This window comes from Acidiluteibacter ferrifornacis (assembly GCF_009909615.1).
Classification (GTDB): Bacteria; Bacteroidota; Bacteroidia; order Flavobacteriales_E; family Vicingaceae; genus Acidiluteibacter; species Acidiluteibacter ferrifornacis.
In genome coordinates this window covers 104,608-124,348 of record NZ_WWNE01000008.1, presented here as the reverse complement: position 1 = coordinate 124,348, position 19,741 = coordinate 104,608, and the positions used below count along the sequence as shown (strand labels likewise).

Here is a 19,741-nt window from a genome sequence, read left to right as displayed (position 1 = left end):
ACTATTTCTCAATAGTTCCCTTTAAATATATAACAATTAAATATTATTTAGAAATAATCATTTTCTTAACAATTCTTTCTCCTTCAAACTCAATAGAGTAAAAATATACTCCATCAGCCCATTCAGCAACATTCAATTCAATCATGTGATCACCTGCGCTCATGAATTCAGAAGTTTGAGCAAAGGTTTGTCCCAACATGTTAGTGACATTAAAGTTCACCTGACCTGATTTCGTTAAACCGTAAGTTATTGTTGTTACTCCATTAGTTGGGTTAGGTACATTTTGACTTAAAGAAATATTTTTTGAGTTAAAAGTATTAAGCCCAACTGGAAAACAGGTTTGGTACCTCAGTGAGTCAGATTTTGCAATTTCATTGATGCAAAAATCATCAATTTGCCAGCCTTCGTTTCTGACAGAACCATCCGACTGATATCTAAATCTGAAAATTGTTTGTTTATCTTCCCACAGTCCCAAAGTATTTTTAGATTGAATCCAAGCGCTTGTTCCAGTCCATCCAGCATTCTGGCTATTATTCAACATAGCAGCTACGTGTTGGGTGTTGAACCATTCCGTTGCTGTTCCGCTATTATCGTATAAAGTAATCCAAGACTGGCCATTGTTAATTGAGTACTGGAAGTGTCCTCCATCATTATCCTCCTCTGTTTCGAACTTATGGAAGAAACTTACTTCATAACATTTTTGAGCTTTTAGTTGAAAGAAGTCAGAAACGACACTAGAAGAATCATAATCAACATAATTGGAATCCAATGTGGTTATCCATGAATTTTGCCCACTATTACTCGTATTTAGATTCGGCTTAGTACCTGTACCCAGTTGAAAGCTATTTCCCAATTTGGTATACGTACTAAAGTTCAAACCTCTCCAAGCTTTTGACACATTCTCAAAATCGTTGCAATAATTATTTACAGAAACGGCTTTCACAGTATCTAAAACATGCATATCAAAGTATGCCGTATCGTCCGTTGGATCTGTATCAGGGAAATTATTACTATTTGGCTCACTTGTCCAAGCTTTAATTTTATGAATACCAGGTGTAGCACTCCAAGGGTTTTGGAATAGATGTTTTCTAACATCTTTATACCTCAATTCTGGGTCAAAAACAAGGGATTCTGTTATAACGGGATCGTTATCAATCTGTAAGTTAACCTTCACATCATCTATAGAATCCAAACCATTATCTAATAAGGTAATTTCTATAGGATAATCGATGGCAAAAGGTAAGTTCCCAGCTAATCCTTGTAGGTCAATTTTTGTTACCCCCATTGATAATTTGGGAGGACAGTCCCAATCAAAAGAATTTGAGTTAATGTTTTGGTTTCCACCTAGAGTTCTCCAATAAGAATAACCAAAACCTAACACTTCAAATTGAATTAAGTTAGAATTACCATCTTTAAGGTTCACTTTTACTTCCTGTCCATCTTTTATACAAACTTCTTTCGTATAAGTAGTAGAAGGTAGTAATGTATCCGTTTTTTCAATCAATCTCCTCTCTGGTGAGGCATTATTAACGAGGACTTCCCATGAACCTTCTCCACCAATAGTAAGGCTAGTTGAATACCTTAATGTCAAATTACATCCATAATAACTTTCGGTGAACTTAAATGCAGTATCATTTCTTGCATCTCCGTCGCCGGCTAAATTAGATACTACTTGTACTTTATAATTCCCATATCTTGGCAACTTTACCCAACCTGTAGATGTAACTCTTACTGAGTCAAAGACCCCTAGATTAGCATTCACTGTCTCATTTATAGAGCTAACTGTATTGTTATTTTCATCTATTACTGATATCACGACTGGAATAGAACTCATGGAAGTTCTACCGTAATTTTCCAATTTAAACTCCACCTTCGCTGAATCAATATCGCAATAAGACAAAGGAGAAAACACACCAGTAACCGCTACATCTAATGGCTGAGGATTGATAATGTTAAAGTTATCAACAGCCGCACCAAAACCAGCAAAATCATTCGTATCTGACATGAATCTAAATCTAAATAGAACTTCATCTAAGTCATCTAAATAGGTAGTTTTAATTCGCGACAATTTGTATCCGCCAGTAGTATCGGCCCAACAAGGTATTCCGTCATAATTAATACTATTATACCAGTTTAAAGTAGCAGGCGGATTATTATCATCTGCGACAAGTCTCCAAGTTGCTCCTCTATCTAAACTGTATTCTAGGTGCACACCATCTAGGTTAGCAATATCTCTTTGCATGTAAAACTGAACAAATGTAGAGTCTGAATTTCTCATATCAATAAATGGAGAAATTAACTGATTATCAGAGCCTGGGCCATACTTCTGCGTTCCATTCACACTCCAAACATAATCAGGTGAAAAGGCTTGTTTTGGCTCACCAAAACCTGTACCGGGTTTCAATCTCTTCCATTTATCTGGCACCCCTACTTGTAAGGGAAAGTTAACCCAATCATCAGCCCTTGAATCCACATCATAGTTGTCATAATAAGAAATAGGACGCTTGTTTACCCCATATGATTGAGCAATATTCGTATCATTATTATTGGCAGTATCCATTGCAAGATTTACTATGACTTGTGCAAAAAATATGCTATCAGGTGCTAAAAACGGAGTAGAAAAAGTCAAATCTTGTGTTGCTGCTGGTGGAACATTGAGTCCATTAAAAGTTTCAGTAACTGTTGATTCAAGATTATTAAATCGATCATAAATATTGTAAGTCGCACTAAGCGTCGTAATTGGTAGTACTCCAAAATTCTCTAATCTAAATGATAATTGGTCATTTACTTTTGGAGTAAAAGGAGTTCTATATACTTCAACAACTGCAGCATTATGAATTGGACCATTGTAAATATAGAAGTCGTCGATCGCAATATCGCCAATATCTCCACCTTTTCCTGCCTTAGCTCTCAAACGTATCTGAACTACTCGATCTCTGTAGTTGTAAAAATTGATTTGCTTCAACCTCCAGAAATCACCTTGATTCCCAATAATTGGAGGAGCGACATCATTTACCCAACCTGGTATAGTTTCATCATAAATATCAATATGCAATTCATCAATATTTTGACCATTCATATGATACCAGAATTCAAGTGTCGGGTTTGGAGTTTCAAAAAAGTCCAAACAGGGTGAAACGATATGCGCTTCTTGGCCTACATGACCGGTTGCCTCTAAATACAAGAATTTAATTCCAGATTTACCTCCCTTAGGACCAGTTCCATTGGTTAGTGTAGAATCAACTCCTACCCACCAATCATGAAAATCTCCTTGCAAATTAACCCAGTTGTTATACATTTTACCTGTCTCATCCCTTGGAAATGATTCAAAATCTTCTTTATAGGGAAATTGAAATTCAGGCAATTGTTGACAAGGCTGTGGCAAATCAGGGTAAATAATCATGTATCGCTCTCCTGCTAATGGGAATCGGGTTTTATTAAAGCAACCACTTGCATCGGTGTAAATTAACGAATACCTTATTGAATCTCCAACATTAGCAGCGGGTATTGTTCCTCGAAAGTTAGCAGCTGAAACATTCACCATTTTTACAGTATCTCGTACGATTAGCACTCTTGGGTTACTGTTGTCATATCTAGCGTATGCTACATAGGTAGAATCCAACAAAAGTCCAGATTGATCAGTCACAGAAGCAATAAAATCAAATGGACCAGTATCATAAACTCTACCGTCTCCATAGGAACCAGGATAAGAGCTAGGAGCCGACAGATTAACTGCTGGTGGAAACAACTCACAAAATGCACCGGCTACAATTACATTATCAAGAAACCATCCTGCTCTTCCTGAAGGTCCAGCTTGAGAATTTAGCATATCTCTTAGCACAAATCGAATTCTCACATTGGGTTGTCCCCCCGCCAATTCTGAAATATCGAAATTTTCCTTTCTAAACCAAGAGGGTTGAGGATAAGCTACTATATTGGCTTGAGTTGGTGTTCCTCTCCATCCAATTACATCAGAAAATTCCGACCAAGCACTATCTGGTAACATATTCGTCTGACCTTGATAGTTAGTATTCTTCTTTCCCAAATGAATCCAAGTAGCCCCATTATCAATAGATAACTCAACATGAGCCCTATCCCCACCTTCGATTTTAGCTACATGATCAAAACTCAACAACGCTGAAACATATGGAGTTAAATCAATAGGATCTGTTGTTAGATAGAGAATATCTCCGGCAACTACTTGTGCCGAATCACTGCTATATGGAGTGCTTCCTTGTGCTCCCACCCTATTAGTAATAGCCCAACGATTATTATTTAGACCAGAAGCTGACGAAGAAGTCATCTTAATTGTGGGGCCATCAAATCGCTCTTCAAAAACATTCACTGTTGGGGTTTGTCCAAAAGTGTAAAAAGCAATGCTAGAAAGCATTACTGTCAAGGTAAACGTAAAGAATTGTAAACTTCTTCTCATCTTAAAATCGATTAGTTATTTAAAGTTGGGCTAATTTAATTATAGTATCATAATAATACAACTTAAATCTTTTTCAACACTACAAAGCAGCCCTTTTCAGTAGTTGCAAAAACAAGACGCAAAAAGCTCATTTGAGGTTGCATCATTTTTTAAACACTTTCAAAATACTACTTTTGTAAAAAACTTAATATAATTTCACATGAATATAAAAGCCAATAACCCAGAATTAACGAGTTGGATTGAAATAAACGAGGGATCGGACTTCCCTATTCAAAACATTCCTTTTGGAATTATCAGTACGGACAAAAAAACGAAAAGAGTCGCTACACGTATTGGTAATAGTGTAATCGACTTACAATGCTTAGCTGAATTGGGTTACTTTGATGGAATAGAAACGGATAATATTTTCAATCAAGATTCGCTCAACTCTTTTATTGAAAAGGGTAAAGCCTACACTCGAATCATTCGTGATCGAATATCTGAAATCTTCACAAAAGGAAATGATGAACTAAGAAAAAAAGAGAATGCATTACTGGAAGTGATTACACCCATAGATAGAGTTCAGACCCATTTACCTGCAAAAATTGGTGATTATACTGACTTTTATTCAAGCATTGAACACGCAACAAACGTAGGAACAATGTTTAGAGATCCAAACAACGCCCTATTACCGAACTGGAAATATATTCCAGTAGGTTATCATGGACGATCTTCTTCCATTATCAATTCCGGAGTCGCCATTCATCGCCCAAAAGGCCAGCAAAAACCGAATGATGGGGCTCCTACATTTGGTCCATGCAAACGATTGGACTTTGAATTAGAAACAGCATTTATTACATATCCAGGAAAAGAATTAGGTGATCACATTACACCTGATGAAGCAGATAATTTTATTTTTGGAATGGTTTTATTCAATGATTGGAGTGCTAGAGATATCCAAAAGTGGGAATATGTTCCTCTAGGACCGTTCCTTGCCAAGAACTTCGCCTCCTCTATTTCATCATGGGTAGTTACTATGGATGCTTTGGAACCGTACAGAGTTGAAGGACCTAAACAAGAGCCTGAAGTATTTCCTTACCTTAAATTTAATGGAAACAAAAACATTGACATTAACTTAGAGGTTTTAATCCAACCTGAAGGAAGTGTAGAATCGGTTGTTTCTAAATCAAATTACAAATACATGTATTGGAATATGGAGCAACAATTAGCTCATCATACTATTAATGGATGTAATATAAAAGCCGGTGACATGTACGGTAGTGGTACAATTTCAGGACACACCCCGGATTCTTATGGCTCCATGTTAGAGCTTGCTTGGAATGCAACAAAGCCTTTAAAGTTAGATGATGGCTCTGAGCGCACATTCATTAACGATGGAGACACCGTTATAATGCGAGGATATGCAGAAAAAAATGGAATAAGAGTTGGATTTGGTGAGGTTTCCACCAAAGTATTACCCGCAAAATAAACCAAAATTAAAAGGCTCATTTGATTAAAATGAGCCTTTTTTGTTCTACGTTCTTAGTCTTCATCAATTAATACGAATACCTCTTCATTATCTTTTTTCATGAGGTATTTTTCCCTTGCAAACTTCTCCAATGATTTCGGATTGGTCTGTAACTCTTTTAAATCTTGTGTGACAATTTTTATTTCCTCTTCGTAAAACTCCCGCTCATTGTCCAATTTATTTAACTCAAATTGATACTGCATCTGAGCAATCCAATTGTTTTGGTCAAAAAAGAATAACCAAACAATGAATACAATAAATGTAAAAACGTATTTATTCCTAAAAAAAGGCGGTATTTTATTCCACAATCTATTCATCATTCCAAAATTAGACATACAAAACCAATGTAAATACAAAACGCCTGTTAAAATCTTAACAGGCGTTTGTTAGTGGACTTAATTTGATTTACCCCAAAAACGGGTATCTATAATCTGTTGGTGTTACGAAAGTTTCTTTCATTGTACGAGCAGAAACCCAACGCATTAAATTTTGCATTGCCCCAGCCTTATCGTTAGTTCCAGATTTTCTAGCTCCACCGAATGGCTGCTGACCGACTACAGCCCCAGTTGGTTTATCATTGATATAGAAGTTCCCTGCTGCATTCACTAATCGCTTACACATATGTTCAATTACGATTCTGTCTTTCGCAAAAATTGCGCCTGTTAAGGCGTAAGCATTGTCGTCCACCAAATCCAATGTTGCCTCAAAATCATTTTCTTCGTATACAAAAATCGTGATTACTGGACCGAAGATTTCTTCGCACATGGTGGTAAATTTAGGATCCTTTGCTACAATGACTGTTGGTTCGATAAAGTAACCTTTAGATTTATCGTATCCTCCTCCAAGGATAATTTCAGCATCTGAAGAATTCTTAGCTCCATCAATATAGTTGGCAATACTATCAAAGGCCTTTTCACTGATTACAGCATTTACAAAATTCGTAAAATCTTCAGGCGAACCCATTTTAAATGACTTTACATCTATTTCTAAACGTTCTTTAACTGCTGGCCATAGACTTTTTGGAATATAAGCTCTTGAAGCCGCTGAACATTTTTGCCCTTGAAATTCGAAAGCTCCTCTAGAAATAGCAGTTGCTATTTGAATAGGATCAGCAGACTCGTGAGCTATGATAAAATCCTTTCCACCGGTCTCTCCAACAATTCTCGGATAACTCTTGTATGTAGAGATGTTATTTCCAATTGTTTTCCAAATATTTTCAAAAACAGCGGTAGATCCTGTGAAATGAATACCTGCAAAATCTCTGTGGCTAAAAATTACATCACCTGCCTCTTGCCCACCAACATAAACTAAATTGATAACACCATCTGGCAAACCTGCCTCAATCAAAATTTCCATGATAACTCTCGCTGAATATATCTGAGTATCTGCGGCTTTCCAAACTACTGTATTACCCATCATAGCTGGAGCTGCTGGCAAATTACCTGCAATAGCAGTAAAATTAAATGGAGTCAATGCAAATACAAATCCTTCTAAAGGACGATATTCCAATTTATTCCAAACACCAGGACCTGATTCTGGTTGCTCTGTATAAATTTGACGCATAAACTGCACATTGTATCTAAAGAAGTCTATAATCTCGCATGCCGAATCAATTTCAGCTTGAAAGGCATTCTTAGACTGTGCTAACATGGTAGCTCCATTCAACTTTGCTCTGTATGGACCTGCAATCAATTCCGCTGCCTTTAAAAACACAGAAGCTCTATGCTCCCATGAAGTATTCGCCCATGACTCTTTTGCTGCTAAGGCAGCATCAATAGCCATTTTCACATGAGAACCATCTCCTTTGTGAAAATGTCCCAAATTATGCTGATGATCATATGGCGGATGCATACTTACAGTATTTCCTGTCCTCACCTCTTTACCTCCAATATACATTGGAACATCGACAGGAGTAGCTTTCATTTTGGCTACGGTATCTTGTAATTCTTTTCGCTCTGCAGATCCTGGAGCGTAATTTAATATAGGCTCGTTGGTAGCAATTGGCGTTTTAAAAATAGCGTTTGACATATCTTAAATTTTTAATTCTTATCATAAATGGAAATGCGAAATTAAGATTTCAAAATGGGGATAACAAGAACTAGAGTTACTGCGTTATTGATAGATTTTTGCGGTGTAGATCCCCATTCGTTTTAAACGATGTTGAATACTTACTTTCAATACTCCTAACCCATAAATAGTACTATTTTTGAAATTGATAGAGGAACCCTCATCGAAATACTTCGTTGGACAAGTTATTTCTGCTATTTCGTAACCTTTCATCAATAACTGAGAAAGCATTTGATTGTCAAAAATAAAATTATCTGAATTTTTAGAGATATCTATTGACTGAATTGCCTCTTTAGTAAAAGCACGATATCCTGTATGATACTCTGATAGCTTTGCTCCTACAAGAAGATTCTGAGTAAATGTTAACACTCGATTTGCAAAATATTTGTAGAAAGGCATACCTCCTTTGAGTGCTCCCGTACCCAGTATTCGAGAACCCAAAACCACTTCATATAATCCACTAGTCAACATTTCGGCCATAGCGGGGATTAATTTTGGCGTATACTGGTAGTCTGGATGAACCATAATTACGATATCTGCATTCAGCTTCAATGCGGCTGCATAACACGTTTTTTGATTACCCCCATAGCCCCGATTCTTTTCATGTTTGATGACATGTTTTATACCTAGCTCTCTAGCCTTTATGTATGTATCATCAGAACTATTATCATCAACAAGAATAACTTCATCAACGAGTGGGAATGGAATTTCTGAATAAGTCCGGTCTAGAGTTTTTGAGGCATTGTAGGCAGGCATTACGACTACCACCTTCTTATTGTTTAACATTTATCTAATTTGAAACACAAATGTATAAAAATTGTTGTTTTTTGTGTACTAGGGCATGTCAATTGCTTACATTTAAAGGAATATTCAATCCACTAACACTAAAATTTAACATGAAAAACACAATACTTCTAATATTTTCAATTGCTTCACTTAGTTTAACTGCTCAGACCTATTCAATAATACAGTCAACTGCTTATCATGAAGAAAAAAGTCAAACTTCTTTGGAGGTAGAAATAGCACCGGAGCCTAAAGAAGCCAGAAAAGCATTTAAGAAATATTTAAAAAAACAGCACGATGTAAAACTAAAACGTAACGGTAATTTTTATGCCGTAAAGCAAAGCAAGGTAATTGCTATTACCGATGTCCAAATTGACTTATATAGTGCGTTCAAAGAGAATAAGGATGGTGGCACTCAAATGACTCTATTTGCCCGAAAAGGTTACGATTTATACATTACTCCGTCTTCAGATGGCACTGCTTTCTCAAACATGAGGACGCTTTTTCAAGATTTTCTCAATCAGTATTTAGGAGAATATTATGAAGAAAAGTTAGACGATGCTGTAGGACTGAGTGGAGATCTAAAAAAAGACCAATCAAAGCTTACTGACAAGAATAAAGATCTAATAGATGATATCGAAGAGAATAAAAAAGATATCGAAAAAATGACCAAAGAGAACAAAGAGAAAGCTGAGCAAATCGAAGAGAATAATAAGAAATTAAAAGAACTTGAAATGAAAATTAGGACTTCGGACTCTAACGTTGATCAATTAAAATCAAAAAAACAAGGCATTAAACAATAGCGAACAATAATCCTTTACTTTAGCTCCTGATAACTTAGGAGCTTTTTTTATGTTTAAAAATAACTATAATTCAATAGCGCACCTTTACGATTCCATTAATAACATTGTCTTTTTAAAACAATCGGTAAAAGCACAGGAAGATCTAATCCATTCGCTACCCGATGAAGGCCATTTACTTTTCATCGGAGGAGGAACAGGCACAACTCTACAAAAAATTGAGACCCTTAAGCCACAAATCAACATCACGTATATTGAAGCCTCTTCGAGAATGGTGGAGTTGTCTAAAAAGAAGTCTACTAATCCGAATACTGTTTTTATTCGAGGAGGGATAGCAAATATTCCCGATCAGCAATACGACATAGTTTGCACCTTTTTTTTCCTAGACTTATTTGAACAGCCAGAAATTGAAATGTTATTTAACCAACTTCACTCCCACCTTAAGGTAAATGGAATTTGGCTTTACGCTGACTTTAACGTCTCTAAAAAATGGTGGCAAAAGGGAATTGAATTCACCATGTTTCAATTTTTAAAATTTACTACCCAAATCACCTCTTCCAGGATTGAGGATTATTCATTTCTGTTTGAAAAAAATGGATACCTCTTATTGACCAAGCATTATTACTACGGTGAGTTCATTGCGAATGCTGTATATAAAAAAAGGGAATATTGAATTAATCAACATCCCCTTTCTATCATTTAGTCAACATTATATTATTCTACGCGCTTCCAAGTCTGAGTTCTAAAAAAGAAGGCGATATAACCTCTAACTTGCAAATCTCCATCTTCTAGCCATAATTTACAGTCGTAAATAGTTCCCTTTTTAGGATCTAGTATTTCACCATCATCCCATTCTTTATCATCTTCATCGTATTCCATTCCGGTAATAATGGTCATCCCAATGATTTTTTTATCCTTTCTATAGTCTTCACACTTATCACAAATCGGATCCTGATCTTCTCCCGGCTCACGGAATAACTTAACAATTTTACCATAGGCTTTACCATCCTTTTTGTAAATTTCTACAATAGACTTTGGTTTCCCAGTCTCATCGTCGATGGTTTTCCATTTACCAAAAATATCACCTTGAGCATATGCTGAGACAGCAAAAATTGAGGCGAAAAAAGTGAGCATAATTAATTTAATCTTCATTTTTTTTCTTTTAAGTTTAGCTAAAAATACTATTTCTTTTGAATTATTCCACGCTTGCTATAGGTGCTAAACGAGAATTTTTACTTTTGCTAAACAAATCTGGAGCCATTTTTACAGATTCAAAATAGCTCAATGTTGCTGTTCCTAACAATTTACTAATCTCTCCAGCTTCATTCCACGTCCATAAATTCCATGTGGTTGCAATTGGAATTCCATTAAAGTCTACAAAATTCTCATACGTCAAACAGTGTGGATCTGCATTTGCTTTTTCCAAATCCTTACCATACGTAACAATATAGGCCATGGCTGCAAGATAATTCGTTGATGGGTCTTTATAAAGTATATACCAGTCATCTGGAGTATCTCCCACGTTAGCTTCAAAAGTCAATCTAGCTGCTTCAAAATCCACACCATCTAGCTGTCGGTTTCCTTGTTTTTCAATATTCGTTCCTGGATCGGATAACTTATAAGCCGCAGTCAGAAAATATGGCCATGTCAGCACATCAAACCTCGCTCTTTGATAAGAAGAAGTATCGGGACTGATGTAGGCATTCTGTCCATCAAAGACCATAACCGTCCCATCTTCAGACTCCATTCTAGTCTTACCTCCATCTGGTGTAGTATACATTACTCCTCGAAATCTAACTTTTCCGCCAAAGATCAACTCAATATTCGTTTTAAAAACCTCTTGAGTGTACCATTTTTCGGCATTATGAGCTTCCTCAATGGAGTAGTAGAAGGCGGACGTATCTTTTAGTTCCTTTATATTTGTTGACCCTTCTTGATCAATTGATTCGGTAGACTTAGATTGACAAGCAGCTAAACCTATACTCACTATTGCTGCAATAAGTATCTTTTTCATTTTTAATTTTTTTGAGATGGGTACAAACAAAAAGAACGCGATAAATCGCGCTCTAAGTTGTTGATTTTTAAATTACATATTCCTTCTATACTGTCCACCTACATTGAACAAAGAGTTAGTGATTTGTCCTAAAGAACAATATTTTGTTACTTCCATTAACTCTTCAAATAAGTTCTCGTTGGCAATGGCTTTTTCCTGTAGTTCACGAAGCAACTTCTCTGAGCGATCTGCGTTTTTCTTTTGCAGCGCTTCTACCATTTCAATTTGATACTCCTTCTCTTCTTTAGTTGCCCGAATTACTTCTCTTGGCAATACAGTAGGAGACCCTTTAGAGCTTAAGAACGTGTTCACTCCAATAATTGGGAATTCACCCGAATGCTTCAGACCTTCATAATACAAACTTTCTTCTTGAATTTTACTTCGCTGATACATGGTTTCCATAGCTCCAAGAACACCACCTCTCTCGGTAATTCTATCAAACTCTGAAAGAACTGCCTCTTCAACTAAATCAGTTAATTCTTCAATTATAAATGAACCTTGTAATGGATTCTCATTTTTTGCTAACCCCAACTCACGATTAATAATCAACTGTATAGCCATGGCGCGTCTTACACTCTCCTCTGTTGGAGTCGTTATGGCCTCATCGTAGGCATTAGTGTGCAATGAATTACAGTTATCATAAATCGCATAAAGTGCTTGAAGCGTGGTTCTAATATCATTAAAATCAATCTCCTGAGCATGCAACGAACGACCTGAAGTTTGAATATGGTATTTCAACATTTGCGCTCTTGCATTTGCCCCATATTTATTTTTTAGGGCTTTACTCCATATTCTTCGAGCTACTCGACCAATTACAGCATATTCTGGATCGATTCCATTGGAGAAAAAGAACGATAAATTTGGACCAAATTTATTGATGTCCATTCCACGACTTAAATAATATTCTACGTAGGTAAATCCATTCGCTATAGTAAAGGCTAACTGAGTAATAGGATTTGCTCCAGCTTCAGCAATGTGATATCCCGAAATAGAAACGGAGTAGAAGTTTCGAACATTTTCTCGAATAAAGTATTCTTGAACATCACCCATTAGTCGCAACGCAAACTCAGTGGAGAAAATACATGTATTCTGTGCTTGATCTTCTTTCAATATATCCGCCTGAACTGTTCCTCTAACTTTCGTAAGAGTCGATTTCTTAATTTCTTCATAAACCCCAGCAGGTAACACCTGATCACCAGTAACCCCTAGCAACATCAATCCTAGTCCGTCGTTTCCTTCAGGCAATTCACCTTGGTATTTCGGACGTGCAACACCTTTCTCTTGATAAATTTTCTCAATCTTCGCTTCTACTTCTTTCTCTAATCCATTCTCTTTAATATAGAACTCACATTGTTGATCAATGGCTGCATTCATAAAGAAACCTAACAGCATCGGCGCAGGTCCGTTGATGGTCATAGAAACAGAAGTCATTGGATCTGATAAATTAAAACCTGAATACAACTTCTTAGCGTCATCTAGACAGCATATAGAAACACCTGCATTTCCAATTTTACCATAAATATCTGGGCGATAAGCTGGGTCATTCCCATAAAGTGTAACCGAATCAAATGCGGTGGATAAACGTTTTGCAGGCATCGAAAGTGAAACATAGTGGAATCGTCGGTTGGTTCTTTCAGGACCACCTTCACCTGCGAACATTCTTGTCGGGTCCTCACCTTCGCGCTTAAATGGGAACAAACCTGCAGTGTATGGAAACTCACCTGGCACATTTTCTTGCAAATTCCATTTTAATATATCTCCCCACGAGCGATACTTTGGCAATGCCACTTTAGGAATCTCCGATTGAGACAATGACGTGGTATGTGTCTTTATTTTTAACTCTTTGTCTCTTACTTTAAAAGTAAAGACCGGTTGTTTATATTTATCTTTTTTAGCTTCCCATTCTTCTAACAGCAACCAGTTCTTAGGGTCTAGCTCTAATTTTACCGTTTCAAAAGACTCTTGTAGACCTTTCACTAAACGATCTTTATCATCCATGGATGAGTTTTTTATCGTTTCGATAGAATTGTGCAACCCATAAAGCTGCTCTGCGACGTTAGCTTGCTCTTCTACCCACTTATCATAGCTTCGATTGTTCTCAGAGATTTCTGATAAATAGCGCACTCGACTCGGAGGAATAATAAAAATCTTCTCAGACATTTCATCTGAAATGGCAAGACTAGACTTCAATCCTGCATAAGTTACCTCTTCGACTTTCTCCATCAATGAACGATACAGTTGATTCATACCTGGATCATTGAACTGAGATGCGATTGTTCCAAAAACAGGGATATCTTTATCGTCGGCTTCCCACAATAAATGATTTCTTCTGAATTGCTTCTTCACATCCCTCAGCGCATCCAAAGCACCTCGTTTATCAAACTTATTGATCGCCACTAAGTCAGCAAAGTCTAACATATCAATCTTCTCCAGCTGAGTAGCAGCACCAAATTCAGGAGTCATTACATATAAACTAACATCAGAATGGTCAGTAATTTCAGTATCAGACTGTCCAATTCCTGAAGTTTCTAATATAATCAAGTCGTACTCTGCAGCTTTCAGTATGGAAATGGCTTCAGCTACGTATTTTGACAACGCCAAATTAGACTGACGTGTTGCAAGAGAACGCATATACACACGATCATTCTTGATTGCATTCATTCGAATTCGATCTCCTAATAATGCTCCACCAGTTTTTCTCTTTGATGGGTCAACGGATACAATAGCTATTGTTTTATCTTCAAAATCCAATAAAAACCGGCGCACTAACTCATCCACTAATGAAGATTTACCAGCTCCACCGGTTCCAGTTATCCCCAAAATTGGCGTTTTTACTTTTTCAGCCATTTCGTGCACCCTGTCTAGCACCTCTTTACTCTCTTCAGGGAAGTTTTCTGCCGCTGAAATTAATCGAGCAATTGCAGTTGACTTTTTCGCTTTTAGGAAATCTACCTCGTCGGTAATATCCTTACCTGTAGGATAATCAGAACGCTCCACTAAATCATTAATCATTCCTTGTAATCCTAGAGAGCGACCATCATCTGGGGAATAGATACGCTCAATACCATAATCGTGTAATTCTTGAATTTCTTCTGGAAGAATTACTCCACCGCCACCTCCAAATAATTTAATATGTCCTGCGCCATTTTCTACTAATAAATCACGCATGTATTTGAAATACTCAACATGACCTCCTTGATAAGATGTCATGGCAATTGCATTAGCATCTTCTTGAATGGCAGTATCTACCACTTCTTGCACACTTCTATCATGACCTAAATGAATCACCTCTACGCCAGTAGCTTGAATAATTCTTCGCATCACATTGATGGCAGCATCATGCCCATCGAATAAAGAAGCTGCAGTTACAATTCTGACTTTATTCTTAGGTGTATATGGTTTTGCGTCTATCATTTCTTGAAATTTTTAAGAACACAAATTTACACTTTTCAAGCCTTAGAATAAAAAGAAATTAATAGCTTTGTTTACTATCAGTTAGACTTAGTCTTGATACTTTTCCTAAACCTACATTTTTATGAAAAAAGCATTTTTATTACCTCTTCTAATGCTTTCTACTGTGTTATTGGTAGCTCAAACCATAGATACAGACAGGCCTACACAGGGAGCGAGCGCCATAGTTATACCACAAGGAAGTTTTCAGATTGAGGCAGGGTTAGCAGCTGCGAAGACTACAAATAAAGGAAACGACAATTATGAAGCACTTCAATTTGCAATACCTACAACTACTTTAAGGTATGCATTTGTAAAGAATGTAGAAGTTAGATTAGTTGCCCAGATTAATCGATTTGAAGAAAAAAGTAGCTATCCAAACTTTGGCCTAAGTCAATCATACTCAGAAACTGGCATTAGTGACCTTCAAGTTGGATTTAAATTCCAACTCTTAAATAAAGAAGATCGCCTAATAAAACTCGGTTGGCTAACAAATTTCATAGTCCCAGCAGGTTCTGACGGCTTTAGCTCTGAAAGCTTTGGAATTAACAATAGGCTTTTAATCTCACATAAAATAGATGATTCATTTTCTTTTGGTTACAACTTAGGGCATACTTATTATGAATATGGATACCATGAAGTCTTTATCTCTATAGCGGCAACCTATAAGTTAAAAGAACGATTTGGCTTTTTTATAGAAGAATACGCATTTCTAAGAGAAGGATACGGCAGCCAGTCGATAGATCATAGGACTTATATAAATGGAGGTGTTACTTTCCTAGCAAAGGAAACCCTTCAATTGGACCTTTCGTTCGGAACGAATCTAGATTTAAAAAATGACAACTACTCTACAAACACCCGATTTATTTCAGCAGGAGTAAGCTGGCTAATCCAAAAAAAGCAATAAAAAAGACTTTTCGATTTTGCTCGACCTTAGTCTTCCTTTCTTCGTAAATTTGACGAATCAAAACGAAGAAATATTATGGCTCAATCGCTTATCGCAAAATACAATATACCTGGACCTCGCTATACTTCTTACCCTACCGTTCCGTATTGGGATGAAAAGGGAATTGACTTAGATGCTTGGAAAAAATCTGTAAAACTTTCGTTTGATGAAAGCAATGAAAAAGAAGGCATTAGTCTATATGTGCATTTACCTTTTTGCGAAAGCTTGTGTACTTTCTGTGGTTGCAACAAACGAATCACCAAAAACCACGAAGTTGAAGATCCATATATCACAGCAGTTTTAAAAGAGTGGGATTTATATTTGGAACTTTTAGGAGAAACTCCAATTATTAGCGAGATTCACTTTGGTGGTGGCACTCCTACTTTTTTCAGCCCCGAAAGTTTGAGAAAACTCATTTTAGGACTAACTTCTAAAGGAATTATTCCTGAGAATCATTCTTACAGCTTTGAAGGCCATCCGAACAACACCAAGTTGGAGCACTTAAAAGTGATGAACGAATTAGGTTTCAATCGCGCAAGCTACGGTGTTCAAGATTTTGATCCGAAAGTGCAAAAAACGATTAATCGAATTCAACCATTTGAAGTAGTAGAAGAAGTTATTAATAATACCAGAGCTGCCGGATACACATCCACCAGCTTTGATTTGGTTTATGGATTGCCGCACCAAACCAAAGAGAGTATCATTGACACCATCAATAAGGTGAGGGAATTAAAGCCAGATCGCATTGCATATTACAGCTATGCTCACGTGCCATGGATTAAAGGAAATGGCCAGCGTGGATATGACGAAGCCGACCTTCCAAAAGACGATGAAAAAAGAGAATTATACGAGATCGGTTATCAACTGCTATTGGATTCTGGCTATAAAGAAATAGGAATGGATCACTTTGCTTTAGAAACTGACAGCATGTATGTTTCCATGAAAAACAAAGAGTTACACCGAAATTTTATGGGATATTCTGCATCCAAAACTCAATTGATGATTGGGTTAGGCGTTTCATCAATTAGCGACAGTTGGTATGCCTTTGCTCAAAATGTTAAGACAGTTGAAGAATACTACAAAATAATAGAAGAAGGAGAAATTCCAATTTTTAGAGGGCATGAATTAACGGAGGAAGATTTGGTCATTAGAAGACACATTTTGGACATTATGTGTCACTACGAAACTTCATGGGCTGACGAAGAAAGCTACCATGAAATTATTGATGAATGCATTCCAAGATTAACAGAATTGATTGAAGATGGGTTCTTAGAATTAGGAAATAAGAGTTTAAAAGTGACAGAAGCTGGAAAGCCTTTTATCAGAAACATTTGTATGGCATTTGATGTGCGATTGATTCGAAATAAACCACAGACGCAGCTGTTTTCGATGACGATTTAAGGGGAAGAACGCTTCGCTTTTTAGAAGTTAGATGACCGCTGCGCTGCTAAAGGAAAAAGTTAAATCAATTGGTATTCTTCACTTAGCGAACTTTGCGAAACCTTTGTGGGCTTTGCGGTTAAACTTTGGTTTTGTTAAGTGCATTTTAGTTGTTCTTAGATGATTTTAGGGTAAACAATAAGATAAAAAATGAAAAGAATAGCAGTTTTAGGAGCAGGAATAAGTGGTTTAAGCGCTGCTAATTTTTTAATTCGAGAAGACATTGAGTTGACTGTAATCGAGCAATCCAACCAAGTGGGAGGGTTGATGAATACTGTTACCAAAGATGGCTATCATTTAGAAACCGGACCAAATTCGGTGATGCTTAACAATCCAGAATTTTTAGATCTGCTTAAAGATTTGAATCTAGTAGATTCTATCATTTACCCAGAAGAAGTCGCAGCTAAGAGTCGATTTATACTAATGGGGAAAAAGCCTGTTGCTTTGCCATCAGGACCAGGAAACCTATTTGGAAATAAATTAATTGGGTGGGGAGGCATTGCCACCATTTTAAGAGAACCCTTCCAAAAAGCCAATCGTTATTCAGCTGATGAATCATTGGCTTCATTTTGTAAAAGAAGATTCAGCACTTCCCTTTTAGATAATGTTATTGCACCGTTTGTAACGGGGGTGTATGCCGGTGACCCAGAAAAAATGAGTGCGAAATATTCTATGAAAGCATTGTGGGATGCAGAAAAAAATTACGGTAGTATCATCAAAGGGATGATAAAGTCGATGAAGGAAAAGAAAGCCGACCCAAGACAACAAGAATTGCCCAAGCAAAAAATGATCAGCTTCAAAGATGGTCTTCGTACAATTCCAGAATTAATTCAAAACAAATTAGGAGGTCGACTAAAGTTGAATTCTTCTGTTACCGCAATTGAGAAAATTGAAAATGCTTATCGCATTTCTTACACTCAAAATGGACAGCAACATCAATTGGAAGTTGACCAAATTATAAGTGGTTTACCAGCATACGTTGAAGCTAACTTTTGGAAAGACTTTTACCCTAGATTTAGCGAACAGCTAAACCAAGTTTATTATGCACCTACTGTGGTTATTCATCTTGGATATGATAAAAAGCAAGTAAAAAATCAAGAACCTGGGTTCGGTATTTTAACTAGAGCTAAGGAACAAAAAAGTTTTTTGGGCATCTTGTTTATCAATCGATTTTTCCCACACAATACACCTAAAAACAAAGACTTATTTGCCATCATAATTGGTGGAGCCCGATCTCCAGAATTAACTCAATTGCCAAAAGATGAGTTACTCAAAAAAATAAAAACTGAATTGGCTGAGATAATGGAAATTTCGGGAGAACCAGAATTGGTAAATTATATTAAATGGGAGAAAGGGATACCCCAATATAATATGGGTCACGAAGAACTAGTAAAACAAGAACACTTTTTTTCTTCGGAGAACCCCAATTACCAAATAATAGGAAATTTTATTCACGGTGTTTCTGTTTCCGATTCGATAAAGAAAGGAGTACTAGCAGCCAAATCGATTACCGACTAAAACTTATAAGAAATTGCATTTTTAAGATTGTAGATGGTCTCGGGAACTTCAAAAGCAGGACGAGAATCGTAAACTAAAGTGTATATAACCTTAAGCGACAATTTATTCGTGAGACCAATATTAAAAGTTGTTTCGTTGGAAATACGGTAGTCTTTAAAATTCCACACCTTGGGTTGATAATAAGTGGTGCTACTCAGGTTCATGTTTTTGGTAATATCATATTTAAATGACAAATAAGTACTCAACCTTACTGTTGCTTCGGAGCCCAGACCCTCCTTCAACTGCTCGTATTCAAACATTGTCAATACTCCAGTATTTATCGCTAAAGAGTCCGTATTTAATAAGGTAAATCGTGGGCCGGCGCCTAACAAATACCGCCAATCAATTTTCTGTACACCATTATACTGACTTTGCGTAAATGCTTCCCATCGAAATTTTTCACTTATTATTTTATTGTACCTTAAGTGTTGAAACCCTCCATTTACAAAATCTTCACCGTCAGCCTTTACTAAATTAATTTCATTGAAAAACAAAAAGAGATGTTCGTCTTCCCGATAGCGTGCTTGTATTCGATTACCCAATTGGTAGAGCACTGTAGTATTCTTATTGATATTGAAATTAAAATCAGCTTGTCCGCTTAAACCCATTTCAGGTGCATTCTGTCGTTGATCCTCTATGTTTACTATCTGAGAAAATATGCCGAACGGCAGACAAGAAAATACAAAGAAAATTAAATACCTCATCA

Annotated in this window: 14 protein-coding genes; 6 read left to right on the top strand and 8 right to left on the bottom strand. The window is 36.6% G+C overall.

Annotated elements, in window-relative coordinates; genetic code table 11:
• Positions 1-43: 43 nt before the first annotated feature.
• Positions 44-4,432, bottom strand: coding sequence for a T9SS type A sorting domain-containing protein (locus tag GQN54_RS10965; protein WP_160633590.1), 4,389 nt, complete (start codon positions 4,430-4,432; stop codon positions 44-46).
• Positions 4,433-4,631: 199 nt separating this feature from the next.
• Here GQN54_RS10965 and fahA point away from each other — a divergent pair, with 199 nt between their 5' ends.
• On the top strand, positions 4,632-5,900 hold the full coding sequence (gene fahA / locus GQN54_RS10960) for a fumarylacetoacetase (RefSeq protein WP_160633589.1): 1,269 nt from the start codon (positions 4,632-4,634) through the stop codon (positions 5,898-5,900).
• 53 nt (positions 5,901-5,953) lie between these two features.
• Here fahA and GQN54_RS10955 read toward each other — a convergent pair whose 3' ends face one another.
• From GQN54_RS10955 to GQN54_RS10945, 3 genes are all read right to left on the bottom strand, one after another.
• Complete coding sequence (locus GQN54_RS10955) at positions 5,954-6,274, bottom strand: FtsB family cell division protein (protein ID WP_207554884.1); 321 nt, start codon at positions 6,272-6,274, stop codon at positions 5,954-5,956.
• A gap of 70 nt (positions 6,275-6,344) precedes the next feature.
• Complete coding sequence (gene pruA / locus GQN54_RS10950; protein ID WP_160633588.1) at positions 6,345-7,967, bottom strand: L-glutamate gamma-semialdehyde dehydrogenase; 1,623 nt, start codon at positions 7,965-7,967, stop codon at positions 6,345-6,347.
• Positions 7,968-8,051: 84 nt separating this feature from the next.
• The gene (locus tag GQN54_RS10945) at positions 8,052-8,792 is read right to left on the bottom strand and encodes a glycosyltransferase family 2 protein (protein ID WP_160633587.1); all 741 of its coding nucleotides are present in this window, start codon (positions 8,790-8,792) and stop codon (positions 8,052-8,054) included.
• 110 nt (positions 8,793-8,902) lie between these two features.
• Here GQN54_RS10945 and GQN54_RS10940 point away from each other — a divergent pair, with 110 nt between their 5' ends.
• A complete protein-coding gene (locus GQN54_RS10940) occupies positions 8,903-9,592 on the top strand; it encodes a hypothetical protein (RefSeq protein WP_160633586.1) in 690 nt (229 codons plus the stop codon).
• A gap of 49 nt (positions 9,593-9,641) precedes the next feature.
• The gene (locus GQN54_RS10935) at positions 9,642-10,262 is read left to right on the top strand and encodes a class I SAM-dependent methyltransferase (protein ID WP_160633585.1); all 621 of its coding nucleotides are present in this window, start codon (positions 9,642-9,644) and stop codon (positions 10,260-10,262) included.
• Positions 10,263-10,303: 41 nt separating this feature from the next.
• On the opposite strand, the gene GQN54_RS10930 is transcribed toward GQN54_RS10935, so the two are convergent.
• From GQN54_RS10930 to GQN54_RS10920, 3 genes are all read right to left on the bottom strand, one after another.
• Positions 10,304-10,741, bottom strand: a complete 438-nt coding sequence (locus GQN54_RS10930) for a DUF2147 domain-containing protein (protein WP_160633584.1) — start codon at positions 10,739-10,741, stop codon at positions 10,304-10,306.
• A 43-nt stretch (positions 10,742-10,784) separates the two neighbouring features.
• Positions 10,785-11,603 carry a putative periplasmic lipoprotein gene (locus GQN54_RS10925; RefSeq protein WP_160633583.1) on the bottom strand — a complete coding sequence of 273 codons (819 nt, stop codon included), beginning with the start codon at positions 11,601-11,603 and terminating at the stop codon, positions 10,785-10,787.
• Between the two features lie 72 nt (positions 11,604-11,675).
• Positions 11,676-15,056, bottom strand: a complete 3,381-nt coding sequence (locus tag GQN54_RS10920) for a methylmalonyl-CoA mutase family protein (protein WP_160633582.1) — start codon at positions 15,054-15,056, stop codon at positions 11,676-11,678.
• Between the two features lie 121 nt (positions 15,057-15,177).
• On the opposite strand from GQN54_RS10920, the gene GQN54_RS10915 reads away from it, so the two are divergent.
• The 3 genes from GQN54_RS10915 to hemG all read left to right on the top strand — a co-directional run bounded on the left by GQN54_RS10915 (position 15,178) and on the right by hemG (position 18,996).
• The gene (locus GQN54_RS10915; protein ID WP_160633581.1) at positions 15,178-15,999 is read left to right on the top strand and encodes a transporter; all 822 of its coding nucleotides are present in this window, start codon (positions 15,178-15,180) and stop codon (positions 15,997-15,999) included.
• 75 nt (positions 16,000-16,074) lie between these two features.
• Positions 16,075-17,439 carry an oxygen-independent coproporphyrinogen III oxidase gene (gene hemN / locus GQN54_RS10910; RefSeq protein WP_160633580.1) on the top strand — a complete coding sequence of 455 codons (1,365 nt, stop codon included), beginning with the start codon at positions 16,075-16,077 and terminating at the stop codon, positions 17,437-17,439.
• A gap of 189 nt (positions 17,440-17,628) precedes the next feature.
• The gene (gene hemG, locus GQN54_RS10905; RefSeq protein ID WP_160633579.1) at positions 17,629-18,996 is read left to right on the top strand and encodes a protoporphyrinogen oxidase; all 1,368 of its coding nucleotides are present in this window, start codon (positions 17,629-17,631) and stop codon (positions 18,994-18,996) included.
• Here the strand turns inward: hemG and GQN54_RS10900 are convergent.
• Positions 18,993-19,739 carry a DUF481 domain-containing protein gene (locus tag GQN54_RS10900; protein WP_160633578.1) on the bottom strand — a complete coding sequence of 249 codons (747 nt, stop codon included), beginning with the start codon at positions 19,737-19,739 and terminating at the stop codon, positions 18,993-18,995. The two genes, hemG and GQN54_RS10900, sit on opposite strands and share 4 nt — an antisense overlap.
• Positions 19,740-19,741 lie beyond the last annotated feature (2 nt).

Coding starts and splice junctions, on each gene's coding strand:
- GQN54_RS10965 (WP_160633590.1), bottom strand. CDS start 4,432: ATGAGAAGAAGTTTACAATTCTTTACGTTTACCTTGACAGTAATGCTT.
- fahA (WP_160633589.1), top strand. CDS start 4,632: ATGAATATAAAAGCCAATAACCCAGAATTAACGAGTTGGATTGAAATA.
- GQN54_RS10955 (WP_207554884.1), bottom strand. CDS start 6,274: ATGTCTAATTTTGGAATGATGAATAGATTGTGGAATAAAATACCGCCT.
- pruA (WP_160633588.1), bottom strand. CDS start 7,967: ATGTCAAACGCTATTTTTAAAACGCCAATTGCTACCAACGAGCCTATA.
- GQN54_RS10945 (WP_160633587.1), bottom strand. CDS start 8,792: ATGTTAAACAATAAGAAGGTGGTAGTCGTAATGCCTGCCTACAATGCC.
- GQN54_RS10940 (WP_160633586.1), top strand. CDS start 8,903: ATGAAAAACACAATACTTCTAATATTTTCAATTGCTTCACTTAGTTTA.
- GQN54_RS10935 (WP_160633585.1), top strand. CDS start 9,642: ATGTTTAAAAATAACTATAATTCAATAGCGCACCTTTACGATTCCATT.
- GQN54_RS10930 (WP_160633584.1), bottom strand. CDS start 10,741: ATGAAGATTAAATTAATTATGCTCACTTTTTTCGCCTCAATTTTTGCT.
- GQN54_RS10925 (WP_160633583.1), bottom strand. CDS start 11,603: ATGAAAAAGATACTTATTGCAGCAATAGTGAGTATAGGTTTAGCTGCT.
- GQN54_RS10920 (WP_160633582.1), bottom strand. CDS start 15,056: ATGATAGACGCAAAACCATATACACCTAAGAATAAAGTCAGAATTGTA.
- GQN54_RS10915 (WP_160633581.1), top strand. CDS start 15,178: ATGAAAAAAGCATTTTTATTACCTCTTCTAATGCTTTCTACTGTGTTA.
- hemN (WP_160633580.1), top strand. CDS start 16,075: ATGGCTCAATCGCTTATCGCAAAATACAATATACCTGGACCTCGCTAT.
- hemG (WP_160633579.1), top strand. CDS start 17,629: ATGAAAAGAATAGCAGTTTTAGGAGCAGGAATAAGTGGTTTAAGCGCT.
- GQN54_RS10900 (WP_160633578.1), bottom strand. CDS start 19,739: ATGAGGTATTTAATTTTCTTTGTATTTTCTTGTCTGCCGTTCGGCATA.